This window comes from Brenneria sp. hezel4-2-4 (assembly GCF_013155275.1).
GTDB lineage: Bacteria > Pseudomonadota > Gammaproteobacteria > Enterobacterales > Enterobacteriaceae > Brenneria.
On the sequence record NZ_JABJXS010000004.1, the window covers coordinates 30,822 to 55,774 of the forward strand.

Below are 24,953 nucleotides of genomic sequence, written 5' to 3' on the forward strand. Positions count from 1 at the left end.
TCGCAGATCAATGCAACCGGTTGCTATTGATATCGGCCTTGCGCCTGGCGTTACACTCGCTGACGTTGCTCATCTTTGTTAATCAAAACGTCATAAAACTCTGCTATTTATGCTCGCCAATACCGTGTGTTTAAGAATCCAGATTGGTTGGCGATTCCGCTGAATCCTGGTTGAGGATTAATAAAGAAAGCACACGGTTTTCGACATTCAATTTAGAGAAAGATAACGTACTCAGCTGTTTTTTTGTAAAGCCGTCCGACAGCAGGTCTGAGACCACGCGGGTACTTAACACATTGGAATTGGTGATAAAATCCTGATACGCGAACTTCACGTTAATCGGCAGTACGTCATCGATGGAAACCGACGCGTTCATTTCGGCGCGCAGTCCAAAATGGGCGTTAAAAGCAGAGTTGGCGCAGACAACTTTACATGTCTCGTCAATCACTGCGGCAGCACGCCGTTCATTCTGAACAGGTTGACTTAGCATGCCAATGATCTCATTCCGGCCAAATATCAGACTCATTATTTCCTCTGCTTCATGCTGTATAAAAAGGTATCGCAGGTCGCTACCAGGCAAGTTCTCGCTCAGACACCCCGGCGATAAGCATTCAACCCACCGGATCACATAGGGCACCGGCATAATGTAGTTATCTAAGTTGTTTAGTTTTGGAAACCGGATGTTGCTAAATAAAAAACAAAAATAAAAATTAGCTTCCGGCCTGACTGACAAACCGTTCGCTGCTGTTCTTCGTCAATAGAGCGGCGTTTCTATTAACGTATCGTCTTGCATTGTAGATTATCCATACCAACCAGCCGGTTGAATCAGATAAATCTAAATAGCGATAGCGGGAAAAATATACCTCAATGATGTTGTCACTATCGGCGGAATAAGAGAGATCTTTATGCTTTTTGATCGTAAAGGACGATCAAACTGGGAATAACAATAGACGCAATCTATTGAAAACAATAGATTGATCGTTATACCCGTCGCGAAGCAGGGAATAATTCTCATAATTTTTTATAGCGTGACATATATCACTTGAAGAAACGCTGTTTTCATGCCGTAACTTGCTTATTTCCTAAGGGCTTAGGCAATAACTTTAGGCCATCCGCTGATTACTTTCCTGCATTGCGTGATCCATCGCTCAAAAAAGAAACAAATATTGCCAGTTAACTACAATTAACCATTGATTGACATATCCTTAACATGTTTAAGGAGAAGCGCACATGACTCAACATCATAAACATGCCATACCTGCCGCCATTGCGGAAACAGCCCTGATAAATGCCGATCAATATACCCGGTTGTACCGGCAATCCATTGACGACCCTGAGTCTTTCTGGCGTGAGCAGGGGAAAATCGTCGACTGGATCAAACCCTATCAGCAAGTGAAAAATACGTCCTTTGACCCCGGTCATATTCGTATTCGCTGGTTTGAAGACGGCACGTTGAATGTCGCGGCCAACTGTCTTGACCGCCATCTTGCAGAGCGCGGCGATCAAACGGCGATAATCTGGGAAGGGGACGACGCCAAAGAAAGCAAAAAGATCACCTACCGCGAGTTATATCAATCGGTTTGCCGCTTTGCCAACGCCATGAAATCTCTGGGGATTAAAAAAGGCGATGTGGTTGCCATCTACATGCCGATGGTGCCGGAGGCGGCCGTCGCCATGCTGGCCTGCGCCCGCATCGGCGCTATTCATTCCGTTATCTTCGGCGGTTTTTCCCCGGAGGCTATCGCCGGGCGAATCATCGATTCCAACGCCAGGCTGGTGATTACCGCCGATGAAGGCATCCGCGCCGGACGCGTCATCCCACTTAAGAAAAACATTGATGAAGCGCTGAAAAATCCGGGCGTCAAGACCATCACCAACACGATCGTATTCCGTCGCACCGGAAAACAGGGCGAATGGCAAAACGGACGCGACCTCTGGTGGCACGATCTGATCGCGCAGGCTGACGAACATTGCCCGCCGGAAGAGATGAATGCCGAAGATCCGCTGTTTATCCTTTATACCTCCGGCTCCACCGGAAAACCCAAAGGCGTATTACACACCACCGGCGGTTATCTGGTCTACGCGACGCTGACGTTCAAATATGTCTTTGACTATCATCCGGGGGATATTTACTGGTGTACGGCGGATGTCGGCTGGATCACCGGCCACAGCTATCTGCTGTACGGCCCGCTGGCCTGCGGCGCCATCACGCTGATGTTCGAAGGCGTTCCCAACTGGCCGGACGCGCGGCGTATGGCACAGGTTGTCGATAAGCATCGGGTCAATATTCTCTATACCGCCCCCACGGCGATCCGGGCGCTGATGGCGGAAGGCGACAAAGCCATCGAAGGCACGTCGCGGGAATCGCTGAAAATCATGGGTTCCGTCGGCGAACCGATCAACCCGGAAGCCTGGGAGTGGTATTTCAACAAGATCGGCAACGGCAAGTGTCCGATCGTCGATACCTGGTGGCAGACGGAAACCGGCGGCTTCATGATCACCCCGCTGCCCGGCGCGATTGAAGCGAAAGCCGGGTCGGCCACCTATCCTTTCTTCGGCGTTCAACCGGCGCTGGTGGATAATCTGGGCAACCCGCAGGAAGGCGCCTGCGAAGGCAATCTGGTGATTACCGATTCCTGGCCCGGTCAGGCGCGAACCCTGTTCGGCGATCACCATCGGTTTGAACAAACCTATTTCTCCACCTTTAAAGGGATGTACTTCAGCGGTGACGGCGCCCGCCGTGACGAAGATGGCTACTACTGGATCACCGGCCGCGTCGATGATGTGCTGAACGTTTCCGGCCACCGTCTGGGGACGGCGGAAATCGAGTCGGCGCTGGTCGCTCACCCAAAAATCGCCGAAGCGGCGGTGGTGGGTATTCCGCACAATATGAAAGGCCAGGCGATTTATGCCTACATCACGCTTAACCACGGTGAAGAACCGTCCAGCGAATTGTATACCGAGGTGCGCAACTGGGTTCGCAAAGAGATCGGGCCGATCGCCACACCGGACATTCTCCACTGGACGGACTCTTTGCCGAAAACGCGATCCGGCAAAATCATGCGCCGTATTCTGCGCAAAATTGCCGCGGGCGACACCAGCAATCTGGGAGATACCTCCACGCTGGCCGATCCCGGCGTCGTCGAAAAGCTGTTGGAAGAAAAGCAGGCCATGAGCACATCCTCCCCATGATCGTGTAATCCCTTGTTCCTTCACACACCACCGGGCCAGATAGCGGTTCGATGGCGTGTGGCTGCGATCGATCAATCGTTTACTGGAGACTTACGATGAATGATGACATTTATCAACGGATTGAAAGTAACCCCCTGTTTAGAGAACTGGTGAATAAACGGCAGCGCTTCGCGACGATCCTTTCTCTGATCATGCTGGTGCTTTACGTCGGCTTTATTCTGTTGATCGCCTTTGCCCCCGGCTGGCTGGGAACCCCAATCGCTTCCGGATCGAGCATTACACGCGGGATCCCGATTGGGGTTGGGTTGATCGTCACCTCTTTTATTCTCACCGGTATTTATGTCTACCGTGCCAACGGTGAATTTGATCGCCTGACCAAACAGTTACTGAACGAGGTAAAGCAATGAAAACGCGTTTCATGATGCTGCTCGGGCTGCTCGCTTTATCTCCGGCGGTATTGGCCGCCAAAGCCCTGACCGGTGAGGTTCAGCGTCAACCGCTGAATATCCAGGCCATTGTGATGTTCCTGCTGTTTGTCTGCGCCACGTTGTATATCACCTATTGGGCGTCCAAACGGACACGCTCGCGCAGCGATTACTATACCGCGGGCGGCAATATCACCGGATTTCAGAACGGACTGGCGATTGCCGGCGACTATATGTCGGCGGCCTCCTTTCTGGGGATCTCCGCGCTGGTCTATACCTCTGGCTATGACGGGCTGATTTACTCGCTCGGCTTTCTGGTCGGCTGGCCGATCATCCTGTTTTTAATCGCCGAACGCCTGCGCAACCTCGGGCGTTACACCTTTGCCGACGTAGCGTCGTATCGTCTGCAACAGCGCCCGATCCGCAGTCTGTCGGCCTGTGGCTCGCTGGTGGTGGTGGCGCTGTACCTGATCGCCCAGATGGTCGGCGCGGGCAAACTGATCGAACTGCTGTTCGGCCTTAACTATCATGTCGCGGTCATTCTGGTCGGGATCCTGATGGTGATGTACGTGATGTTTGGCGGGATGCTGGCGACCACCTGGGTACAGATCATCAAGGCAGTGCTGCTGTTGTTCGGCGCGACGTTCATGGCGGTCATGGTGATGAAATCCGTCAACTTCAGCTTTGACAGCCTGTTCAGGCAGGCCATGGCCGTTCACCCGAAAGGCGTTGACATCATGAGCCCCGGCGGGCTGGTTTCCGATCCGATCTCCGCGCTGTCGCTGGGGCTGGGACTGATGTTCGGCACCGCGGGCCTGCCGCATATCCTGATGCGTTTTTTCACCGTCAGCGACGCCAAAGAAGCGCGGAAAAGCGTGTTCTACGCCACCGGCTTTATGGGCTATTTTTACTTCCTGACCTTTATCATCGGCTTTGGCGCAATCCTGCTGGTCAGCGCCAATCCTGACTTTAAGGATGCGACCGGGGCGCTGATTGGCGGCAACAACATGGCCGCCGTTCATCTGGCCGATGCGGTAGGCGGTAATTTCTTCCTGGGATTTATCTCCGCCGTCGCCTTCGCCACCATTCTGGCGGTGGTCGCCGGGCTGACGCTGGCGGGCGCATCGGCGGTTTCCCACGATCTGTATTCCCACGTCATCAAAAAAGGCAAAGCTACCGAACGTAACGAATTAAAAGTCTCGAAAATAACCGTTTTGGTGCTGGGCATCGTCGCCATCGCGCTGGGGATTCTGTTTGAAAATCAGAACATCGCCTTTATGGTCGGTCTGGCTTTCTCCATCGCCGCAAGCTGCAACTTCCCGATCATCATCATCTCGATGTACTGGTCGAAACTCACCACCCGCGGGGCGATGATCGGCGGCTGGGCCGGATTGCTGACGGCGGTGATTCTGATGATTCTGGGGCCGACGGTATGGGTGAAAATTCTCGGCCACGCGACGCCGATTTATCCGTATGAATATCCGGCGTTGTTCTCCATGCTGGTGGCCTTTATCGGCATCTGGCTATTCTCCATCACCGATCGCTCCGCCGCAGGTCAGCAAGAGCGCGCCCGTTTCCATTCACAGTTTGTGCGTTCACAAACCGGCGTCGGCGCTTCGCGCAGCGGTTCGCATGTGGGATAGCGTCTCTGTGGTAAGAGTGCCTCTTAGTAACAACTCAGGAAGAGACTCTAGGCAACAGGTTGTTTTTCCTTTGGCGTAAAAGGGGCTGAGTCGGGAGAGGCCTTTAGGATGAGCCGCAAGGATGCGGTTCAAGCCAGTGCCGCGTAGGGAACGCGTCACCGGCGGTCCGTCAGAAGGACTCCCTCGGCAAAAATACCTCTCTTTTCGCGCACGAAATGACACCGACCTCATATATGCCATTATCAGTAATTATGTAGTTAACATCAGTAAATACATGACTAAGAAACATCCCTGTCAATGGGAAGATTAGACGGAGCATTAATGGCAAAGCGCCTAACTTTTTGCGAAGCGCTTTCCCGATCCTGTCTCTCCAGCTTGGCCGCTGTTATTTATCCGCTATGGTGCTGAAAGAACGCGGATCGGCGCCTCCTCGTATTCACAGCCCTGCCGCCGGAAATTATAGGTTTACGCCTATATAGCATTTAAGCTATATTTACTCGGGAAAGTTATGTGGACTATCGAAACCACCGACATCTTTGACCATTGGTTCGATGGCCTGGGTGACGCCGACAGAATCAATGTACTGGCCTCCATCATGGTGCTGCGGGAAAAAGGCCCCATGCTGACCAGACCTTATGCAGACAGCGTTAATGGTTCACGCCATCGCAACATGAAAGAATTGCGGGTTCAAAGCCAGGGAGATCCAATAAGAGTTTTCTTTGCATTCGATCCCTGGCGGAGAGGCATTTTACTTTGCGGCGGCAACAAGACCACTAATGAGAAAAGATTTTATACAGTAACCATCCCGATAGCAGACCGCGAGTTTTCTGCTCATCTGGCGAAACTCAAGAAAAACGGAGAGTAATAAGTATGGCAAGAACATTCGACCAAATGCTGGAGAACGAAAATCCTGAGGTTGTTGCCAAAGCTCGGGCCAAAGCGGACGAGATTTTGCTTAACATCCATCTGGCGGAGATTCGTGAACGGGTGCAAAAAACCCAACAGGAAGTCGCTCTGGCGCTTGGCATCAAACAGCCAACCGTAGCCGGTATGGAAAAGCGAGGCCGTGATCTGAAACTGTCATCGCTAAAACGTTACGTTGAAGCCGCCGGCGGTAAACTGCACCTTGATATTGAGCTGCCCGACGGCACCCGCTACATTTTTTCCATCTGAGAGGCCCGGCTCTTGTTAATGCCGCCCCGCCATCAGCGGCATTGCTCATCGAAAGGCGCTTCCGGCGGGCAATAGACCGGCATTAAAACGACAATTCCCGTATCAATACCGCCGATACCACTTTCCAGCCGCGCACCAGCAGGCTTTGCGCTTCGCCGTCCATTGCCACCGTGCCGCGCAGCATCTGTGGTTGACTGTCGCTGTCGGCCGGCAGACTTAGCACTACCCGGTAAACCACCTGCTCGGGATGCAGTTTGCGCTGCGCATCGCTTAAGGTGGCGATATCGCCGCCGTATGTAGAAGCCAGTTCCGGTACGGCGCTTAAGTCACGGGTGGCGGTATGGTCGATATCCACAATGGTCACCGGCAACGACGGGCGGCTGGCATCCTGCGGGTAAAAACGCCCTTGCCCGCCGACTTTCAGCCGCTGCCAATCCTTTTCCGAGACGAACGCCTCCACCAGCCCGCCGGTGGGTTTGGTAATCACCGCCAGCCATTCGCCCTGCGCCAGCCACTCCCCGGTCGCCAGCGGCATGGCCATGTCCGCCACCACGCCGCTTATCGGGGCGCGTACCGTCAACTGCGCCGACTGCCGCGTTAATACCGCCAGCTTTTGCAACGCGGCCTGACGTTCCTGATTCACCCGCTGATGTTCGCCCACCGTCTCTTTATTGAATACCTGAAATGCCCCTTGCCAGCTCAGGGTGGCGATTTGGCGCTCTAATTGTTGCCGCTCATGCACTAACGTATCGGCCGCCAGCGTGAATAACGTCTGTCCGGCCTGAACGGGCTGCCCGACCTGAACGGCAATGCCGTCGATCATCGCCGGCAACGGCATATATAAACTGCTCTGTTGTTCAGCGCGCAACAGCGCCGGCGCATACACCGTGTTCTGCCAGGGGATCGCCAGCAGCAGCAGTAATACGCAGCCTGATGTCAGCGTCACGATCATATTGCGATTCATACGATAATCCTTGCGGCGTTTGCTCCACTCATGCAGTTCATTCACCACCGGCATGATGACGAAATAACCGATCTCCACCGCGAAAAGCAGCATACCCAGCAGCTTGAACGCCATGTGATAAACCAGAATGGCGATGCCGGTAAACAGAAAAAGCCGGTATATCCACACGCAGAAGGCATAGCCGACCAGCGTGCGCCGTAGCCAGCGGGGAAAGGGCTCCGGCGGGGCATCGCCCAATCCGAACAGCCATTCACGCATCTGCCAGCGGCCGATGGCAAACCCCCGGTTTTGCAGATTCGGGATCTGGAGCCAATCCGACAGCAGAAAATAGCCGTCAAAGCGCATAAACGGGCTGAGGTTAATCGCCAGCGTCATAATCCAGGTGGTGGTCGCCAGCATAAAGGCCGCGCTGCGCAGCATACCGTCCGGCAGAAAGCTCCAGGCCAGCGTCGCCCAGGCCGCCAGCGCCAGTTCGGTCAGCATCCCGGCGCCGCCGATCGCCATACGCTGCCGGCGACGGGTCAGCTTCCATGAGCCGGAGGTATCGGTATACAGCACCGGCATCAGCACCAGAAAGGCGACGCCCATGGTGGCGACCCGCGCCCCAAAGCGCTTACAGGTATAGGCATGCCCCAGTTCATGCAGCACTTTGGTGCAGCACAGCGTGATGCCTGCCAGCGCGGCCCCTTCCAGAGTAAAAAAGTGCATAAAGGTGTGCTTGAAGGTTTCCCATTGCCGCCCGGCCAGAAACAGCCCCAACACCGCGGCCATCAGCGTCAGAGTTAAAAATAAACGGCTGAAAAAGGGTTCCACCCACGCCAGGGTACGGCTGAGAAAGCGATCCGGATGACACAGCGGAATACGGAAAAACAGATAGTTCTTCAGCAACTTACGCCACACCGACACCCGCGTTTTCGCCAATTGCCGCCCAAACTGCGCCAGCGCCTCATCGCCCGTTGCCCGCGTCAGGCTATTAGCCTGCAAAAAACGGCTGAAATCCTGTACGTCGCTGTCATCGACGGTCAGCGGCAGCGTCTGGCTGATCGCCGTCGCAATTTTCGCCGCATCCCCCAGCGACCAGCGCGACAGCATCGCCATTTCCGCCCAGCCGATGCGGAAAAACAGCCCGCGCAACGGATCTTCCAGCGTCCAACTGGGCGATCCGTCACGGTTGGCAGGCCCGGTATGCAGGATCAGTTCATCCCGCAGCGGGCTAAGCGCAGGAACCGGACGGTCGTTCATGGTAGAGACGGCATCATCATACGCCCAGCCACACGCGCAGCGTCGCCAATGGCTTACGCAACAGGTAGACGAACAGCACGGTGCGATGACCATACACTTTCGCCGTGCCTTTCAACCCCACGCGCAACAGCGGATCATCCTGGGTGAACCTGGCCCGCAGCCGATAAGCCATAATGTTGTCCGGCGTCGGCGCCGAACGGTAGCCGATGTGTTCCAACAGCGCCGACTGCGCCGAATTTGGCGCCACGTTGAGGAATAGGCGCACATCGGCCCCTTTCTCCAGCGCGATGGCGTCGGCGGCGGGCAGTTGGATCTCCAGTTCGACATCGTGCGGATCGGCAATCATCATGATACGTTCGCCAATCGCCACCGAACGGCCGATCCAGTCGCTGGCATCATCAAAAATCGCTACGCCGTCACGTGGGGAAACCAGTTGCATACGCGCCAGTTGCCGTTGCAGAAAATCCATCTCGCTTTGCGCCTGTCCCCGGCGGCTTTGCAGCACCGCCAGACTGGCCTTGCTATTGGCATCGAACAGCGCCTGCTGCTGCGCCTGACGGAATTGCGCATCGGCGCTGGCAAACGCCTGCCGCGCCGATTCCAACCGGTTTTCCAGTTCGCGGGCGTCCAGACGCACCAGCGGTTGATTGGCCGCGATCTGCTGATTGGGGCGCACCAGAATGTCGTCCACCACCCCGGCCACCGGCGCCCGCACCATCACCGGACGATGCGCGACGATCTCCGCGGGCGCCAGCACCGACTGGCGCACCGGGATCAGCATAATCAGCAACAACGCGATCGCCCCCGCCAGCATCAGGCGGCGGCGGTTGGGACGGACGTCTGCTGTAGCGCGCCGATGTCTGCCTAACCCCAGCCAGGCGTGGGAATAGGCGTCGGCCAGCTTTTCCAGCAGCACCAGCTCGGCGGGTTGCCATGGGCGGTCGCGCGCCAGAATCAGCACCAGCGGCTGTTCCCCCTGCGGACGCCGCAGCGGCAGCCACAACAAAAATTCCGGCAGATGTTCCTGCCACAGCAACCGATCGCTGGCCGGCAGATCCAGCCAGCGCAGGGATTGCGTCTGCCGCCCTTGCTGTTGCCACTGGCGACACAGGTTGCTGAATTCGCTGCAAAACGGCGCATTGGGATCGAGCGCCGCCAGCCCGGATGCCGTACGCAGACGCTGCTTTTCGCAGTCCCACAGCAACGCCTGGCGGTACTTCACCAGATTGTGCGTTTCATTCACCATGAAGAACGCCAGCTCATCCTGCGTTTCCCGCGCTCTGGCGCGGCTTTGCAACTGCAACAGCTCGGCCAGCAGCGCCAGACGGTTATCCGCCTCGTTTGCTGTCTGCCCGGCGGGATGATTGATGGTCATGGCGCAGCGCCGCCCGGCGCGGGCGGGGCAATCAGCGCGACGCCGCTCATGCCCGGCAGCAGCCCGGCGGTGGACTGGGTAATACGCCCAAACACCTTGACCGACTGGCTGACCGGCTCCACCGCCGAAGAGATGCGGCTGATTTCCGCCGGATAACTCAGCCCGGTTTCATCCAGCGTCACCTGAAAGGGATTCCCCTGCTTTAGCCACGCCAGCCAGCGCGACGGCACGATCATTTCCAGCTCAAAGGCGCTGTCATCGTAAATCGCCAGCAGTTCCTTGCCTTCCGGCACCGACTCCCAGCGCTTCACTTTGCTTTCCGTCACCCGGCCGGAGAACGGCGCTTTAATGGCGCAGCGTTGCAGCATGGCGCGGTTGACGCCGCTTTCCGCCTGCGCCATCGCCACCGCCGAACGGGCCTGATCGACCTCGGACAGGCTGATCGAGTTCAGCTTGTCCAGCCGGTTGGCGATAGCCAGTTTTTTACGGGCGGCATGTTCTGCCGCGGCGGAATAATTCAGCTTTTCTTTCAGCACCGTACAGTCAAAGCTCAACAGCGTATCGCCCTGCTTGAAATGCTCGCCCTCTTTCACCGCGATATCGGTGACTTTGGCCGAAATTTCACTGGAAAGGGTGGTGTAACGCACCGCGCTGAGCTGTACGCGAATATCGCTGTTATCGGCCGCCTGCCCCCACAGCGGCGTCAGCAGCGCCCCCGCCAACAGAAACTGCCGCGCTTTCATCAATGGGCGCCTCCGGCTTGTAAGGATTGCAGGTTGTCCCACATGTCGGTGTTTACCGTACGGTAGGGTTTGGCCGGCGTCGCCGCGACGGCGACCGGCTGAGCGACCACCGGCGTTACGGTTGTCGCCGCCGCGCCCGGCGCAGCCAGTGAAAGACGCGGCACCGGCACGCTCCCGGTTTCAATATTGCTGGTGGTGCGGGCGATGGTATTGCTTAACGCCGCCAGACTGGTATCGCCGACATGATCGGGCAGCACGTCCAGCCCGGCGGCCTGATACACCGCGCCCAGCGCATTCTGCACATCGGCAAAGCTGCGGTCGCGGGCGCGGGTGGTGAGGATGGTTTCCGTGCTGACGCGCACCTGCTCCATCTGCGTCGCCGCCTGATTACGCACGCTTAACTCGGTCTGATTGAGAATGCCGCGTTGAATACGCGCCAGTTCCTGATAACGGTTAAACATGCGCGTGCTTTGCTGATACTCCTGCCAGGCGACGTTCACCTGCGTCAGCACCGCCATGCGCAATGCCTGACGCCGCGCTTCCGCCAGTTCTTCGTTGGCCTCGCCGGCGCGCTTTACCGGCGACCATGCCAGCACATTCAGTAGGTTGCCGCTGACCTGTAACCCGGCGCTGGCCCACTGGTGGTTCACCAGATAGCTGTTGCTGTCGCCATTGATGCCGGCGAACAGCGAGACGCCGGGCAGCAGCCGCAGCAGCGATTTACGGGTTTCCAATACCGCATTGCGCGCCAGATAGCTCTCTTCGCGCACTTCAGGCCGTTTCACCATCGAGAAGTTTTCCAGATCGTCGAGGGTATAGGCCATTTTCGGCGCCGCCAGACTGCTTTCGACGGGCGCCGCCAGATCAAATTTGCTGGCCGGCGGCAGGTTCATCAGCGCAGCCAGACGGGACTTGGCCATCACCAGATCGCTGTCGACGATTTCAAGCTGGCGCACCATTTCCAGCATATTTTTCTGGAAACGCAGCGCGTCTACCGGCGCCAGCAAACGTTGTTGCTCGGTCTGACGGGCATATTCCAGCGCCTGACGCGCGTCGACCAGCGCGGCCGTCACTTCCGGCTGCAAGCGCTGGGCGGTGGCCGCTTCCCAATAGGCGGTACGCACCTGACGGGTAATATCCGCCACCACGCGGCGGCGGCGCTCTTCGGCCGCCAGCGATTTGTTCGCCTGCATCTTGGCGTTGAAGTAGCTGATGCCGAAATCCAGCACGTTCCAGCTCAACGACAAATCCGCCGTGCGCGTCGTTTTATCCTGACTGGTGGAGGCTTCCAACGACTGCTCGCCGGTGGTCACCGATTCGCTGCTGGATCCGGCCACGTTATTGCGGGTTTGCAGCCCCGCCCGCGCCGCCAGCTTAGGCAACATGTCCAGACTGGAAACGCCGATCAGGTTATCTTCCATCGCCTGTTCCATCAGCGCCACCCGCTGTTGCAGGTTGTATTTCAGCGCCCGGGCAATCGCCTCGTCCAGCGTAATGGTGCCGCGCACCGGCTCCTGATTGGCGAACATCTGCGTCCGATCGCTTAGCGCCTGCGCCACCTGTTGCTCCGTGGTCACCGGTTCAGGCTTGACCGCACAGCCGGCCAGCCCCAGGCAGGCCAGCGTTACCGCTACTTTCAGCGCCCGGGAACCGGCAGACTGTTGCTTGCTATCCCGGAGTTTTGCTATGTGCTGATTCACCAGGGTTCTCCCCATCAATGTAGTGTGTTTATGTTGTTTTTATGCGGCGCTAAATTCACGTCACGCCGCCGGTGACGCGGTGTTTTCCGTTAACTGACTTAAGGCGTTCAGTAATTCGTCGTACTCTTTCTGCGCCTGATATGCACTCTGTTCCTGTTGCAGTTGCGCGGAGAAAGCGACTTTGGCGTCCGGCCCGTCCGACTGCGGCATCTGCTGCCCAAGTCGCGCGTTTTCCGGTGTGGTTCGCAGAGATGAAAAATCCACCGCGTCCAGCGGCGGCATCAGCGTCGCCATAATCGGATCCAACTGCCAGGGCGTTGCGGCATAATCCATTTCCCCGTTCACCAGCGGATATCGCTCGGTGGACAACGCGTCGCCGGACAACGGCGTCGCCCCTGTCGCCAGGTTGGATACGGAAGGCATTGCGCGCGTAACCGGACGGGAGGCGCCGCCTATCGCCTCTTCCGGCCGCTCCTCTTCCTGCCGGGCGTCCCCCCCTTGCTCCATCATGCCCGGCGCGTTGGACGGAGGCAGGAAAACCGGCGATACCGGCTGTTTATCAACCGCCAACGTCAGGTTGCGGGTGGCGGTTCCGCCCTGTCCGTCGCTTACCGTTACCGTCAGCTCGAAGCTGCCGACGGCGAACGTCCTGCCGCTGATGGTTCGCGTGTCGGGGTCAAAGCCCAGACCGTCCGGTAGCCCGTCGACGCGCCAGCTCAGCGTGTCGCCGTTGACGTCGCTGAACAGATCGCCCGATAGCGTGGCGCTATATGCCGCGGCCCGCGTCGCCGTCGGCAGTTCTGCCTCGGCGTCCGTCGCCTGCGGCGCGCTGTTGACGATATTTACCCTGGCCGCGATCGACAACGCAGTGGTGTTCTCACCGCCAGCGGCGGTGCCGCCGTCGTCCCGTACCGCCGTCAGGCTAATGACCCGCTCGCCGGTGGAAACCGTGCCGTCGGTGTTGGCGTAAGTCAGGCCGTCGATCAGCGCCTGCGCGTCGGCCTGGCTGAGTCCGGCGTTACTGGTGATAATCAGCGTAGCGGTGCCTTGATCGACGGCGACCGTCACGTTCAGACCGCCGACGGTGGTCACACTGACGCCATCGGTCAGCGTCACGGTCGTGCCGTCGACCAGCAGACTTTCGGCAGCGTCGACCACGCCGGAGACGGTGATGGTCAACGCCGCGATGGACTGGCCGTCCTCCACGGTGGAAACGTGGGTGCCATCGAACAGCGGTGCGCCATTATCGCCTGCCGCGTAGCTGGCATCGGTGGGCGTGGTCGTTAGTACCGGCGCATTGTTGACCGCGGTGACGCCGACGGTGGCGACAATATTCAGCGCGGCGGTGTCGCTGCCGCCGTTATCCAGGCCGCCGTTATCCTGAATCGCCGTCAGCGTGACGGTTCGCGCGCCGGCCGTCGGATCGTCGCTGGCGTTGGCATACGCCATGCCGTTGATGAGTATGGCCGCGTCGGCGGCAGAAATGCCGGTCGCACTGGAAATCACCACGCTAGCGATGCCGTCGCTGAGCGAGATGCTATAGGCATAGCCGCTGGCGGTGACGCCGGAACCGTCGACCAGCGCCACCACGCCGCCGTCGAGGGTCAGGGTTTCATTGTCCCCATCGCTCAGACCGGAAACGCTCAGCGTCAGAGCGCTCAGCGCCTGCCCGGCTTCCACGGTGGAAACGCCGGCGTTGCTGAACAGAGCGGCGGCGGCGGCGCCTTCCACATAAACGGTGTCGGCGGGGGTGGCGTTCAGCACCGGCGCGTCGTTAACTTCGGTGACGTTTAGCGCCAATATCGCACTGACGCTGGCGGCATAGGCATCGGTCACGGCGATCGCCAGCCGAATACTCGCGCCCGGATCGTCGCTGGCGTTGGTATAGCTGATCTGTTGCAGTACCCGATTGGCGGTGACGCCAGTCACATCCGCTGTAAAGGTCAGCGTCAGGGCGCCGCCGTCGCTGGTGAAGTCGGCGATGGCCGCGCCGTCCAGATAGAGCGTACCGTCTGTCAGCGTCAAACCGTTGCCGTCTACGAATCCATAACCATCGTCGCCGTTGGCGCCGCCTTCACGCACGAGTGTGATAACCGCACCGTTATAGTTGCCCGCGCCGTCGGCCAGCGCGTCGTAATCCGCATCGCTGAGGGTAATCACATCGGCAGGCAGAACCGTTCCCTGCTCGTGGTAATCAATGGTGATTTGCGTCAGCGCGTCTTTTAGGCTGACCACGCCGCCGCTGCCAATCACCACCACCGCGCCATGGGCGCCGGTCGCCACGCGCTGCGCGCCGGCCAGCGCGGCCGTCGACGTGCTGGAGAGCGTTTCAATCAGCGTCAGCGTACCGCCCTCGGACTTGTAGCGGTTGATACTGCCGTCCGAACGGGTGACATACAGTGTGCCGTCGTCGCCGGACAACGCGATATCCGTTACGTTGGACAAGTCGCCAACCGCGCCGAGATAGCTCAACGCGCCGCTGGCGGCGTCAAGGCTGAATGCGGCGACGCCATCCTGGCTGGCGACATAAATCGTGCCGCCATCGCCGGCAACGGCGATGGCGACGGGGCTGGACATGGCAACGGCGTCTTCGCCCGCGGCCGCGCCGTCGCGCAGCCAGGCGACCGCGCTGAGCGTGCCGTCCGTCGCGCGTTGATAGACAATCAGCGTATTGGCGACCGTCTCCGCGGCCGGATTGGTGATCACATACACGTAGTCGCCCACCACCTCAATGCCCACCGCAGTGAACAGATAAGGTTCGCTGCTGGTGGAAGCGGCGACGGACTGGCTCAGCGCATACTGGCCGCTGTCGGTATCCAGGGTGTAGACCAACAGGCCGGAGTAGTTGCCGTCCACCACATACAGAGCGCTGCCGTCAGCGGACAGGGTCAGGTCGACGACGTTTTCGGTGGTCAGCGTCTGAACCAGCGTCAGGCTACCGTCGCGGCTATCACGGCTGAATACCGTTACGCTGCCCCCGTCCGCGCCAAGCATAAACACCGTGCCGCCATCGTCGCTCACTTCGATCAGCGAGACGGACGAGACGCCGCTATCCAGCGTCTGCAACAGCGCCAGTTCGCCGGTGTGGGCGTTGCGACTGAACACGGCAATATCGCCATCGCTACTGACCACATACAGGTAATCGCCTGCCGTCGTCAGCGCACCGGCCGTAATGTCGGCAAGACCGCTAATCGCCGTCAGGCTGGCGGCGACATCCAGATTGGTGTAATCGGCGGCGGCGCTGAGTTCAGGTACTGAGTTGTTCACCACGTCAACGGAGGAGACCGCCTGCAACGCGGCGGTATCGCTGCCGCCGTTGTCCTGTCCCCCGCTGTCCCGCACGCTAAGGGCGATAGTGCGCACGCCGGCGGTCTGGGTATTACTGAGATTGGCGTAGCGGGTCTGTTCGATCAGCGCGATGGCGGCATCGGCGGCGATACCGCCGTCGCTGACAATCGTCACGGTAGCGGTATCGCCGTCAAGGGTAACGCTATAAGCGTAACCGTTATCGAGCGTGCCGCTGCCATCGACCAACCCGATACGCGTGCCCGAGACGGTCAGCGACTCGTTGCCGCCGTCGAGCAGCCCTGAAACGGTAAAGGTGATGGCGGAGAGAGTCTGACCGCTTTCCACCGTCGATAGGGAAACATCGCTGAACAGACTGACGTTGCTGCCGGAAGTGGCGTAAGTGACATCAGCCGCTGTTGCATCGATCACCGGCGCATCGTTAACCGCAACCACCGTTATGCTCGCCGCGATAGCCGGTGAAACGGTATCGCTGCCGCCGTTGGCCGTACCGCCGTCGTCCTGAACGGAAGTCAACGTGATGGTGCGCGTAGCCGCCGTGGGATCATCGCTCTGATTGGCATAGCTTAGCCCGGCGATCAGCGCCGTGGCATCGTCCACGGCGATCCCGTCGCTGTCGCTGATAACCACGATGGCCGTTCCGCCTTCCAGAGTAATGCTATAGCTGTAGCCGCCGGCCGTGACGCCGGAACCGTCAACCAGCGCCACCACGCTGCCGTCGAGGGTCAGGGTTTCACTCGCGCCGTCGGTCAGGCCGGAGACGGTCAGGGTAATATTGGCAATCGCCTGCCCCGGCTCGGTGGTGGAGAGCGTCACGCCGTCGAACAGCACCACCGCTTCGCCGTTCTCCGTGAAGGTGGCCGTGTTGCCGGTCGCGGCGACGGCGGGCGCGGCGTTGGTCAGGCTGACGGTGACCGTGCTGGCGATCGCCAGCGTCGTGCTGTTGACGCCGCCATTGTCGGTGCCGCCACTGTCCTGAATCGAGGTGAGCGTGATGGTTCGTGCGCCGAGGGTCGGATTGTCGCTGCTATTGGCATAACCGACGCTATCCAGCAGCGTGGCGGTCGCCGCGGCGGGCAGATTGCCGCTAAGCGTCACGGTGGCGATGCCGTCGACCACGCTGACCGCAAGGGTATAGCCATAACTGACGGTGCTGCCGTCATCGGCGGCGACGTCAATGCTGCCGCTGGCGCTGGCGCCGTCGATCAGCGCCACGCTGATGCCGCCCACCGTCAGGGTTTCGCTTTCGCCGTCCGTCAGGCCGGAGACGGTCAGGGTGACGCTGCTGACCTGTTGGCCGGCTTCAACCGTTGAAACCGCACTGTCGTCGAACAACTTAACCGCGTTGCCGCCGCTGGTGTAAACCACGCTGCCGCCGCTGGTTTCCACAATCGGCGCATCATTAATCTCGGTGACGTTGAGCAGCAGATCGAGGCTCGATGAGGCGTACTGGTCCGCTACGGTCAACGTAAGCGCAATGCTGCCGCCCGGATCGCTGCTGGTATTGCTGTAGCCGATCTGGCGCAGCACCAGATTGGCGGTGGCGGTGGTAACGTCTGTGGTGAACGTCACGGTCAGCGTACCGTCCGCGCTCACAAAGGTGCCGATGGCCGTACCGTTGAGCGAAATCACCCCATCGGCCAGAGTCAGCCCGTTGCCGTCGCTAAAACTGTAGCTGTCCGCCGCATCGGCGCCGCCTGCACGCGCCAGCGTGATGCTCGCGCCGTTGTAGTTGCCCGCGCCGCCGTTAAGCGCGTCGTAATCGGCGTCGGACAAGGTGATGGCGGTCAGCGGCTGGGCGGCGGCGCCTTCGGTGTAGGACGCGGCCACCGCGCCGGCGCTGATCTGGCCCAGGCCGGCAGCGTTGTAGAAACCGCCGTAGTAAATGCTGGAGCCGTCCGAGGAAACGGCAAAGCGGTTAGCCCGGCCGCTGCTGTTGGACAGCGTACTGATCTGGGACAGCGAGCCGTCTTCGTTGACGCGGTAGACATAGATGTTGCCGATAAAATAACCCGCATAGAGCGCAGTGCCATCGGCCGAAAGAGACACACCCCAGACGTTCGCAACAGAAATAGAAGCGATTTGGGTGACGCTATTGGCATCGCTGTCATAATGCAGCGTGACGATCTTCCCACCCGCGCCGGTGGCCACATAGAGGTAGCCGCTGTCGGAGACGACCATGCTACGCATAAAGTTGCTCAGGCCATTTGTATAGGTGGTGGCGTATGTCAGGGTGCCGTCGTCGTTGGTGGTGTAGACGACGATCCTGGAGTCGCCTGCCACATAGACCACGCCGGAAGCGTTATCGATGACGATGGCGCTTGCGCCGGCCGTGTAGTCGCTGCTTCTGTAGCTGTCGCTGTAGGCGCCGGCCAGTGTCAGGTTGCCGTTCTCGCCGACCGAATAGGCATAGAGAGTGTTGCTGGAAATAATGTACAGCGAATCGCCGTCGTCCGATGCCGCCATCCCCTTGATTTGCGATGCGTCGGTAATCTCGACGCTCAGGTCGGTGGCGCTGAGAGCGCCGCCCTCGTTGACGCCAAGCACGGTAATGGCATAAACGCCGGCAGCGTTCTTGCCCACCAGATAGACATACTTGCCGTCGGCGGAATAGATCGCCGAGGTGGCGCTGTCCAGGCCATTGATCTCAATGCCGTTGGAGTCGTCGCCATCGTCAGCCGTACCCTGCACGAACGTCTGCACCAACGTCAGGTTGCCGGTTTCGCTGTCGCGACTGTAAACATACAGAGTGCTATTGCCCGAAGGCGAGAGCAGTTGGGAATTCGAGTCATTGCCCAGCACGATCAGGTGACGCTCGTCGGAAGACAGCTCCAGGTTGTAAACGTACTGGCTGAACCCGGTCAAATTGCCTTCGACGGTGTACGCCAGCTCACTGTCATCCGCATCCAGCGACGGCGCGCTGTTGTTGGCCTCATCCGTGGTGATCACCCGCAGCGTCAATTCGACTGAAGAACCGGCGCCCGACTCGTCAGTCGCCGTCACGGTGACGGTGTAGTCGCCCACCGCGCTGGAAGAGCCGGAAATGGTCAGGGTCGCGGCATCGAAGGTGAAACCGTCTGGCAGGCCGCTGACGCGCCAGGTCAGGCTGTCGCCGTAGAGGCTATCGGCGTCGCTGAACATCGTACTGTCCAGCGTCGTGCCGTAGGCGGCGCCCTCGGTGGCATAGGCCAGCGTGGCGGAGACGTTCTCGTTGATTTCCGGCGCGCGGTTGGCGATCTGTTCGACCGTCAAATCCAGTTCCAGCGCGGCGCTGGCGCCGGAGACGTCGGTAACGGTCACGGTCACGATAAAGCTGCCGGTTGCCAGCGCCGCTCCGGAAATGGTACGGGTCGTGGCGTCGAAAGTCAGACCTTCAGGCAAACCGCTGACGCTCCAGGTCAGGCTGTCGCCGTCGGCATCGCCGAACAGGCCGGAGAACAGCGTGAAGCTGTAGGGCGTCTCACTGGTGGCGGCGCTCAGACTATAGCCGGTGGACGCATCGATGTTGACCTGCGGCGCCGCATTCACCCGCAGGGTAATCGCCACGGCGCTGCTGGCCAGCGTCGCGTCGCTGGCGATCACGCTGAGCTGGATAAAACTGCCGACCGTCGCGCCGGCGTTGGCGTAGGTGAGCTGTTGCAGCACCTGGTTGGCGACCGCCGTGGTGGCGTCGGCGGTGAAAATCACCGTCAGCACGCCATCATCGCTCGCGCTCAAGGCGGCGATGGCGCTGCCGTCCAGGGAAATAACGCCGTTCGACAAACTCAGTCCGTTTCCATCGGCGAAACCATAGCTGCCAGTATCAACGTTGGCGCTGACGGTGATACCGGCGCCGTTGTAGTTGCCCGCGCCGTTGCTCAGCACGTCATAGTTGCTATCTTTCAGCGTCAGGCCGGCGGCAAAGGTCAGCGCCTCCCCCTGATCCAACGTCTGCGCGCTGGTATAGCGGTATACGCTGCCGCCGGCCACCAGTATGGACAGGCCGTCAGCGGAAATAGCAATATCACTGCCGCCGCCGGCAATACGGCTGCTCAGGGTCAGCGCGCCGTCGCCGGCGACCGAGAAGACGCTGATGCCGCCGTCGACGGATACGGCATAGAGCAAACCGTCCTCATCACTTAAGGCGATGCTGGATATGCCGCTGATGGAAAGGGTATCAAGCTGGGTGAGGGCGTTATCCCTGAACTGATAGATTAAAACCACCTCTTTGAGCGGCGCCGCAATATAGAGATACTGACCATCCGCCGAAACCGCCAGAGTGGCATCGCTGACATCGTTGGTGTAGTTCGGGTTATTCCAGTCAATATTATCCCAGTCTGTATCGAGGTCGCTGACTGTCACGTTGGTGATGGCGTCAAGTGAACCGTCGTCATTGCGCTGGTAAACACTCAGGCTGACTGAACCGAAATTACCTGCGCCGGAGTAAATCACGTAAACATAGTCGCCGGCGGCGGCGATCACACCCTCGCGGCTGTTGTCGTCCGGCGCGCGCCCTACATAGGTCAGCGCGCCGGTGGCGGCATCGCGGCTGTAGATCACCACCCCGTTCGATTCGGTGCCGACATAGACCCAGGCGTCATCGTCAGCGATCGCCATCCCGCCGGTTACGTCGCCGTTGTCGGTAGCGACGGTTGATACATTATCGATCTTACCGTCGTCGCCAACGCTGAAGACATATACGTTGCTGCTGCCGTCAATGACGTAGATCGAACGGTCATCCGCGCTGATCACCATTTCCGTGGCTTTGCTCATTCCATCGACAGCCAGCGTGTCGGCCAGCGTCAGACGCCCGCCGTCATCAATGGAAAAGACGGCAACTACGCCCTCTCCGGCGGCGTAGGCGTAGTTGCCGTCGCCGGAATAGACAACCTCCGCGATGTCGCCAACGGTAATGGATTCGGCGGCTTCCAGCGCGCCATCATCCGACAACACCGGGGCGACGTTGATCTGGCTGTCGATGGTGATGGTGGAGCTGATGCCCAATTGCGCCGTGTCGCTGTTGTCGCTCAAAGTGGACAGGGTCACAGTGACGGTGCCGCTTTCCACCGTGTTATCCAGCGTGCTATAGGCAATACCGTCGATCAGGCTGGCGACGTCGGAAGCCGTGGTGTCTTCCACCGAGTCGAGAGCGATCGTGACGGTGGTGGTATTGCCGCTGACCGCGACAGAATAGAAATAGCTTTTGCCGGTCGTGGCGCCGCTTCCGGTCTCAAGGGAGATAGCGCTGCCGTCAATAATCAGCGCCTGGTTGCCGCCGCTGCTATCCACGGTTATCACCAACGAGGATAATGACTCGCTGCTGTTGTCGAGCGTGACGCTGACGCCGCTGAACATATCCACGCTTTGGCTACCGGAGGATTCATCAATGGTAACGGTGGCTTCGGCCCCGCTGGCGGTAACGCCGGGCGCGGTGTCGGTGGCGGCCACCACCGCTTCCGCCGTGGCGACGGCGGCGGCGTCGAACATCATGCGAGGTTCCAGCGCCCATGCCTGCTGAGGAAGGCGCCGGTGTGCCGCGCGCGATGCGGAACGTGAATAGGTCATGGTGTCATATCCTGTCAGTCAAAAGGCACATGGGCCGTTATTCAATCAATCGAACGAAACTGCTTTTCTGATGCAGTTCGTCAACAATGTCACTTAGGCGATCCCTGATTTTGCTTTCCGAGGCGACAAAGTCCTCACCGTTGTAATACGTCAGATCGCTGCTTTTCTCGGCGCAACTTTGTAATCCCGCCCCGGCAATACGGCGAAATTCCGAAGCGCTGGCAATGGCGCCGTCTTCATCCGTCGCCTCGTCGTTGCCGGTGGTAATCATGTAGAACTTAAGATTACGAGCACGAAAGCTGGCGCACAGGTTGGCGAAACGCTCAGTGGTAAGCGCCGCGTAATTGTTGCAATTGGCCTCACTGGCGGAGACGGAACACCCGTCTATGGGGTTGCCCACATAACTGTTGTAGCTGTCAGTGTCGAACCAGCGCTGACCGGTGGAATTAACCAGCATGACGATAGCCTTGATGCGTTCGCCGTTGCCCTCGTCAAAATCCTTAGGCAAATCGTCATCCAGATCCCAACCGGCGCTGCCGCGAAACTCAGGCGCTAGCGCCATGGCCGCCCAGCCTAGCGCGATGGCGTAGTTGGTATTGAAACGTCGGGACATCTCGTCGAGGCGTTCGGCGATCTTGTCCAGATCGTTGGTCAGCGGCAGCAGAGCGGCGCTGGGGCAGCCGCGATCGGTGATCAAGGTGCGGGTATCATTCACGCCGGTAGCCTGACCAAAATCAGGGTTGGGGCCGATCCAACTGATGGTGTAGGGTTCGATGCCGAAATTGGTGTCGTTCGACGGTATATCGGCGCGGTAATAAATGTTGAACTGCCCGCTGGGCGCTTCGTCCCAGAAATAGTTTTCCCCCCGCGCCAGTCCCCGGTACATACACAGGAGTTTGGCGCGCCGATCGGGCATACGGGCATCGGCCAGTCCGCTGTAGCCGACGCTGAACAGCGAGGTCAGTTCCACCGGTCTTAGCGCGCCGGATGCGGCCCACTGCCGGATGCGGTTGCTATGATCATTATCGTAGATGCTAACCGATTGGCTATGCGGCACCAGCGCCAGCCAGACGTTATCGCTGTCGCCGATCAGATTCTCCGCGAACTCATTGCCGATACGGCGCAACACCGCCAGATTAGCGCTGTCCTCATTCAAGGTATTGGGCAATATCAGGGACACTTCCGTCGAACGGTTGACCACCTCCACCGTGGAGTGGATCTGCTGCTCGGAGGATGCCAGCGTCAAGAGTTCCGGAGAGGCGGTAAAGCCGACCGTCACGGTATAGGTCGGATAGTTGTCGCCGTTGCGCCCTTCGCTCAGACTCACCTTATCAAAGGTAATATCCTCGGCCAGCTTGCTGTTCACGCCCAGATTCGCCCGGATATAATCGAACGCCAGCTCCGTCAGTTGCTCCTGACTGACGTTTTCATTCTGTTTTCCGCTCAGCAGCGCCTGATGCCCCACCGCCAGCGCCGCGGCATCGGCGGCGCGTTTAATCTGCGCCGCATCGCCCGTCGCAGTGGAAGAATCAACAATGAAGGCCGCGCTGACCAGCAGTGCCATCGCGCCCAACACGTAGAGCGACGCGCCCGCACCGCGCTCCTGCCGCGCAAAAACTCGCAGGGCATGCGTCAAACGCCGCATACGGCCACCGGAATTATCCTTCATTGTCTTCGTATTCCTCTTTCGGCTGTCCGGCTTCCTGCCCCAGGGCGCTATCCAACGCAATCACGCCATCCCCGGTCCGGTTTACCATCGTGACGTTCAGCAGGTTACTCAGCGACAGCCCGCCGGCCAGGCTGATGTCTTTCCCTTCACGGCACAGTTCCACCACCACCATAGAAATGTTCTCGCTGCCGGTTTCCTGATCTTTTTCCGGTAAATCGCCCGGATAGTGTTCGCCGTAACCGGCCTGATTGGCGGTACAGAGTTGGTCCGAATTGCCGCGATCAAGCTGCCAGTACAGCTCCCCGGTCTGGCGCACATTGCTGATAAGCAACTGGTAATTTCCCAGTCCTTCCTCCGGCAGCACCGCATCCAGCAGACCTTGCAACCCTTCTTGCGTCAGTTCCCGCTGCATGCCGAGAATTGAGACGATGGCGCCGGCCCGCTGCTCCATGCGTTCACGTTCAAGACCGACGGTATAGATATCCGCGCACAGCGCGCCGATTGCCAACACGATGGGCAGCGCCAGCGCCGTTTCAACGGCGACGGAAGCACGGACGGAAGAGCGGAAGCGACGCCAGCCGCGCGGGCGGAAACTAGTCATTACGCAGTTCCGTGCCGAAAACATGCTTGTACTGGTAGCGGAAGGTATCCCCCAGCGTCAGTACCTCCGGCAACGGGGTAATAAACGCTTTGGTGATCTGCACCGTGACCGACCAGACCGGCAGCGTGCCGCTGTCCTCGCTGTCGCTATTGATCGTCAGCCCGCCCAGTTGACTCAGATTGTCGAAATGCAACACGCTGACGGTTAAATCCTCTTCTTGCAGATAACCGTATGCCGAACTGATCATGCGTTCTTTCAGATTGCCGCCCATCTGTTCGGCGCTGTCGCTCTGGAGATCGTCAAGACGAAATGTCTGCACCGCTTTATCCAGCGCCGCGCTGCCCACGGCAATCACCAGCGCGATACGCGCCAGTTCGAACAGCATCATCACGCCGACCAGCACCACCGGCATCAAAAAGGCCACCTCTGTGGCGATCACGCCGCGCGTACTGCGCCAGTTCCGTTCGTTAACCGGGATCATCGCCATTTACTCAGGGCTGCTCAGTTGCAGGCGCTGACGACTGGACAGCAACAGGGTTTCGCCGCGGGAGCCGTCCTGACGCAGTTGCTGTAGGCGTTGATTCAAGGCGTCGATCAGCCCGTCGATACGATCCGGCTGCGCGATGGTCGCCAGCGTACTGCGGGCGTCCTCTTCCCGATCGCTGTCGAGATAGGCCAGCGCCAGGTTAAGCTTGCCGGCCGGGTTAGCGTTATCCGCCGATCGCAACAAGCCGATAGCTTGATCCGCATCGCCGCTGGCCAGCCAGGAAAGCGCCAGATTGTTGATGGCGGCGAGATCGGCCGGGTTGACCTGCAACGCTTTTTCAAACAGTTGACGCGCTTCAGTGTGTTTACCGGCCGCATCCATCACCACGCCCATGCCATTGAGCGCCCCGGCGTTGTCTGGCTGGGCTTGCAGCGCACAGCTAAAATCTTTCTGCGCCATCGCATTGCGTCCCAGCGCCAGATGCGCGCGCCCCATGCCTAAACAGATAGCCAGCGCTTCCTGCGGTTTTAACTGGTTGGTATCGCCGCCCAGCGCATGCCGGGCGCGGCCGTACAGCTCCAGCGTTTGCTGCGGCCGACGAACCGGCGCCGCCACGCTGGCGTATTCCAGCAGTTCGGTGCCTTTCAGTTCGCCGCGGCTGTCGATACGGGCATAGACTTCCGTGGCCGCTTCAATCCGTCCCTGATCGCGCAGTAAGCGCGCCAGCCGCAGCCCTTCGTCTTTGGTGCCCTTGATCGCCGTGGAACTGGCGCACCCCGCCAGTAGCGTACTCATCACCAGCAACGCCAGAAACGACGCGCCGCGTTTATATGTTGTTATCAGACCGACCATCGTCGAGCACTCCATCCGTTATTGTCTGTTCATTTCCGGT

The 24,953-nt window shown here is 59.3% G+C and carries 15 protein-coding genes; 5 read left to right on the forward strand and 10 right to left on the reverse strand.

The features are described 5' to 3' along the window. Positions 1-130 precede the first annotated feature (130 nt). The gene (locus HOY33_RS09880; RefSeq protein ID WP_172290060.1) at positions 131-523 is read right to left on the reverse strand and encodes a transcriptional regulator; all 393 of its coding nucleotides are present in this window, start codon (positions 521-523) and stop codon (positions 131-133) included. A 704-nt stretch (positions 524-1,227) separates the two neighbouring features. Between HOY33_RS09880 and acs the strand changes: the two genes are divergently transcribed. From acs to HOY33_RS09905, 5 genes are all read left to right on the forward strand, one after another. Next, a complete protein-coding gene (gene acs, locus HOY33_RS09885) occupies positions 1,228-3,189 on the forward strand; it encodes an acetate--CoA ligase (RefSeq protein ID WP_172290061.1) in 1,962 nt (653 codons plus the stop codon). 95 nt (positions 3,190-3,284) lie between these two features. Beyond that, positions 3,285-3,596, forward strand: a complete 312-nt coding sequence (locus HOY33_RS09890) for a DUF485 domain-containing protein (protein ID WP_172290062.1) — start codon at positions 3,285-3,287, stop codon at positions 3,594-3,596. Next, on the forward strand, positions 3,593-5,257 hold the full coding sequence (actP, locus tag HOY33_RS09895; protein ID WP_172290063.1) for a cation/acetate symporter ActP: 1,665 nt from the start codon (positions 3,593-3,595) through the stop codon (positions 5,255-5,257). The genes HOY33_RS09890 and actP overlap by 4 nt, the downstream gene beginning before the upstream one ends. A gap of 508 nt (positions 5,258-5,765) precedes the next feature. Beyond that, positions 5,766-6,122, forward strand: a complete 357-nt coding sequence (locus tag HOY33_RS09900) for a type II toxin-antitoxin system RelE/ParE family toxin (RefSeq protein WP_172290064.1) — start codon at positions 5,766-5,768, stop codon at positions 6,120-6,122. Positions 6,123-6,127: 5 nt separating this feature from the next. Continuing rightward, the gene (locus HOY33_RS09905; protein ID WP_172290065.1) at positions 6,128-6,430 is read left to right on the forward strand and encodes a helix-turn-helix domain-containing protein; all 303 of its coding nucleotides are present in this window, start codon (positions 6,128-6,130) and stop codon (positions 6,428-6,430) included. Positions 6,431-6,512: 82 nt separating this feature from the next. On the opposite strand, the gene HOY33_RS09910 is transcribed toward HOY33_RS09905, so the two are convergent. From HOY33_RS09910 to HOY33_RS09950, 9 genes are read right to left on the reverse strand one after another with little or no spacing between them, the layout of a single operon-like run. Next, the gene (locus HOY33_RS09910; RefSeq protein ID WP_172290066.1) at positions 6,513-8,636 is read right to left on the reverse strand and encodes an HlyD family efflux transporter periplasmic adaptor subunit; all 2,124 of its coding nucleotides are present in this window, start codon (positions 8,634-8,636) and stop codon (positions 6,513-6,515) included. 16 nt (positions 8,637-8,652) lie between these two features. Continuing rightward, on the reverse strand, positions 8,653-10,011 hold the full coding sequence (locus HOY33_RS09915) for an efflux RND transporter periplasmic adaptor subunit (RefSeq protein ID WP_172290067.1): 1,359 nt from the start codon (positions 10,009-10,011) through the stop codon (positions 8,653-8,655). After that, on the reverse strand, positions 10,008-10,754 hold the full coding sequence (locus HOY33_RS09920) for an efflux RND transporter periplasmic adaptor subunit (RefSeq protein ID WP_172290068.1): 747 nt from the start codon (positions 10,752-10,754) through the stop codon (positions 10,008-10,010). The genes HOY33_RS09915 and HOY33_RS09920 overlap by 4 nt, the downstream gene beginning before the upstream one ends. Next, on the reverse strand, positions 10,754-12,454 hold the full coding sequence (locus tag HOY33_RS09925) for a TolC family protein (RefSeq protein WP_371734383.1): 1,701 nt from the start codon (positions 12,452-12,454) through the stop codon (positions 10,754-10,756). The genes HOY33_RS09920 and HOY33_RS09925 overlap by 1 nt, the downstream gene beginning before the upstream one ends. A 60-nt stretch (positions 12,455-12,514) precedes the next feature. Then, positions 12,515-21,304 carry a putative Ig domain-containing protein gene (locus tag HOY33_RS09930; protein WP_172290070.1) on the reverse strand — a complete coding sequence of 2,930 codons (8,790 nt, stop codon included), beginning with the start codon at positions 21,302-21,304 and terminating at the stop codon, positions 12,515-12,517. 37 nt (positions 21,305-21,341) lie between these two features. After that, entirely contained in the window at positions 21,342-22,973 is a 1,632-nt protein-coding gene (locus HOY33_RS09935; protein ID WP_216660468.1) for a pilus assembly protein, read from the reverse strand. Continuing rightward, positions 22,963-23,574, reverse strand: a complete 612-nt coding sequence (locus HOY33_RS09940; RefSeq protein WP_172290071.1) for a TadE/TadG family type IV pilus assembly protein — start codon at positions 23,572-23,574, stop codon at positions 22,963-22,965. Before HOY33_RS09940 ends, HOY33_RS09935 begins: the two co-directional genes overlap by 11 nt. Continuing rightward, entirely contained in the window at positions 23,567-24,055 is a 489-nt protein-coding gene (locus tag HOY33_RS09945) for a TadE/TadG family type IV pilus assembly protein (protein WP_172290072.1), read from the reverse strand. Before HOY33_RS09945 ends, HOY33_RS09940 begins: the two co-directional genes overlap by 8 nt. 6 nt (positions 24,056-24,061) lie before the next feature. Then, entirely contained in the window at positions 24,062-24,913 is an 852-nt protein-coding gene (locus HOY33_RS09950) for a tetratricopeptide repeat protein (RefSeq protein ID WP_172290073.1), read from the reverse strand. Between the last annotated feature and the right edge of the window lie 40 nt (positions 24,914-24,953).

What these genes read in the sequence shown, in the direction of transcription:
- HOY33_RS09880 (WP_172290060.1), bottom strand. Translation starts at nt 523, where the DNA reads ATGAGTCTGATATTTGGCCGGAATGAGATCATTGGCATGCTAAGTCAA.
- acs (WP_172290061.1), top strand. Translation starts at nt 1,228, where the DNA reads ATGACTCAACATCATAAACATGCCATACCTGCCGCCATTGCGGAAACA.
- HOY33_RS09890 (WP_172290062.1), top strand. Translation starts at nt 3,285, where the DNA reads ATGAATGATGACATTTATCAACGGATTGAAAGTAACCCCCTGTTTAGA.
- actP (WP_172290063.1), top strand. Translation starts at nt 3,593, where the DNA reads ATGAAAACGCGTTTCATGATGCTGCTCGGGCTGCTCGCTTTATCTCCG.
- HOY33_RS09900 (WP_172290064.1), top strand. Translation starts at nt 5,766, where the DNA reads ATGTGGACTATCGAAACCACCGACATCTTTGACCATTGGTTCGATGGC.
- HOY33_RS09905 (WP_172290065.1), top strand. Translation starts at nt 6,128, where the DNA reads ATGGCAAGAACATTCGACCAAATGCTGGAGAACGAAAATCCTGAGGTT.
- HOY33_RS09910 (WP_172290066.1), bottom strand. Translation starts at nt 8,636, where the DNA reads ATGAACGACCGTCCGGTTCCTGCGCTTAGCCCGCTGCGGGATGAACTG.
- HOY33_RS09915 (WP_172290067.1), bottom strand. Translation starts at nt 10,011, where the DNA reads ATGACCATCAATCATCCCGCCGGGCAGACAGCAAACGAGGCGGATAAC.
- HOY33_RS09920 (WP_172290068.1), bottom strand. Translation starts at nt 10,754, where the DNA reads ATGAAAGCGCGGCAGTTTCTGTTGGCGGGGGCGCTGCTGACGCCGCTG.
- HOY33_RS09930 (WP_172290070.1), bottom strand. Translation starts at nt 21,304, where the DNA reads ATGACCTATTCACGTTCCGCATCGCGCGCGGCACACCGGCGCCTTCCT.
- HOY33_RS09935 (WP_216660468.1), bottom strand. Translation starts at nt 22,973, where the DNA reads ATGAAGGATAATTCCGGTGGCCGTATGCGGCGTTTGACGCATGCCCTG.
- HOY33_RS09940 (WP_172290071.1), bottom strand. Translation starts at nt 23,574, where the DNA reads ATGACTAGTTTCCGCCCGCGCGGCTGGCGTCGCTTCCGCTCTTCCGTC.
- HOY33_RS09945 (WP_172290072.1), bottom strand. Translation starts at nt 24,055, where the DNA reads ATGATCCCGGTTAACGAACGGAACTGGCGCAGTACGCGCGGCGTGATC.
- HOY33_RS09950 (WP_172290073.1), bottom strand. Translation starts at nt 24,913, where the DNA reads ATGGTCGGTCTGATAACAACATATAAACGCGGCGCGTCGTTTCTGGCG.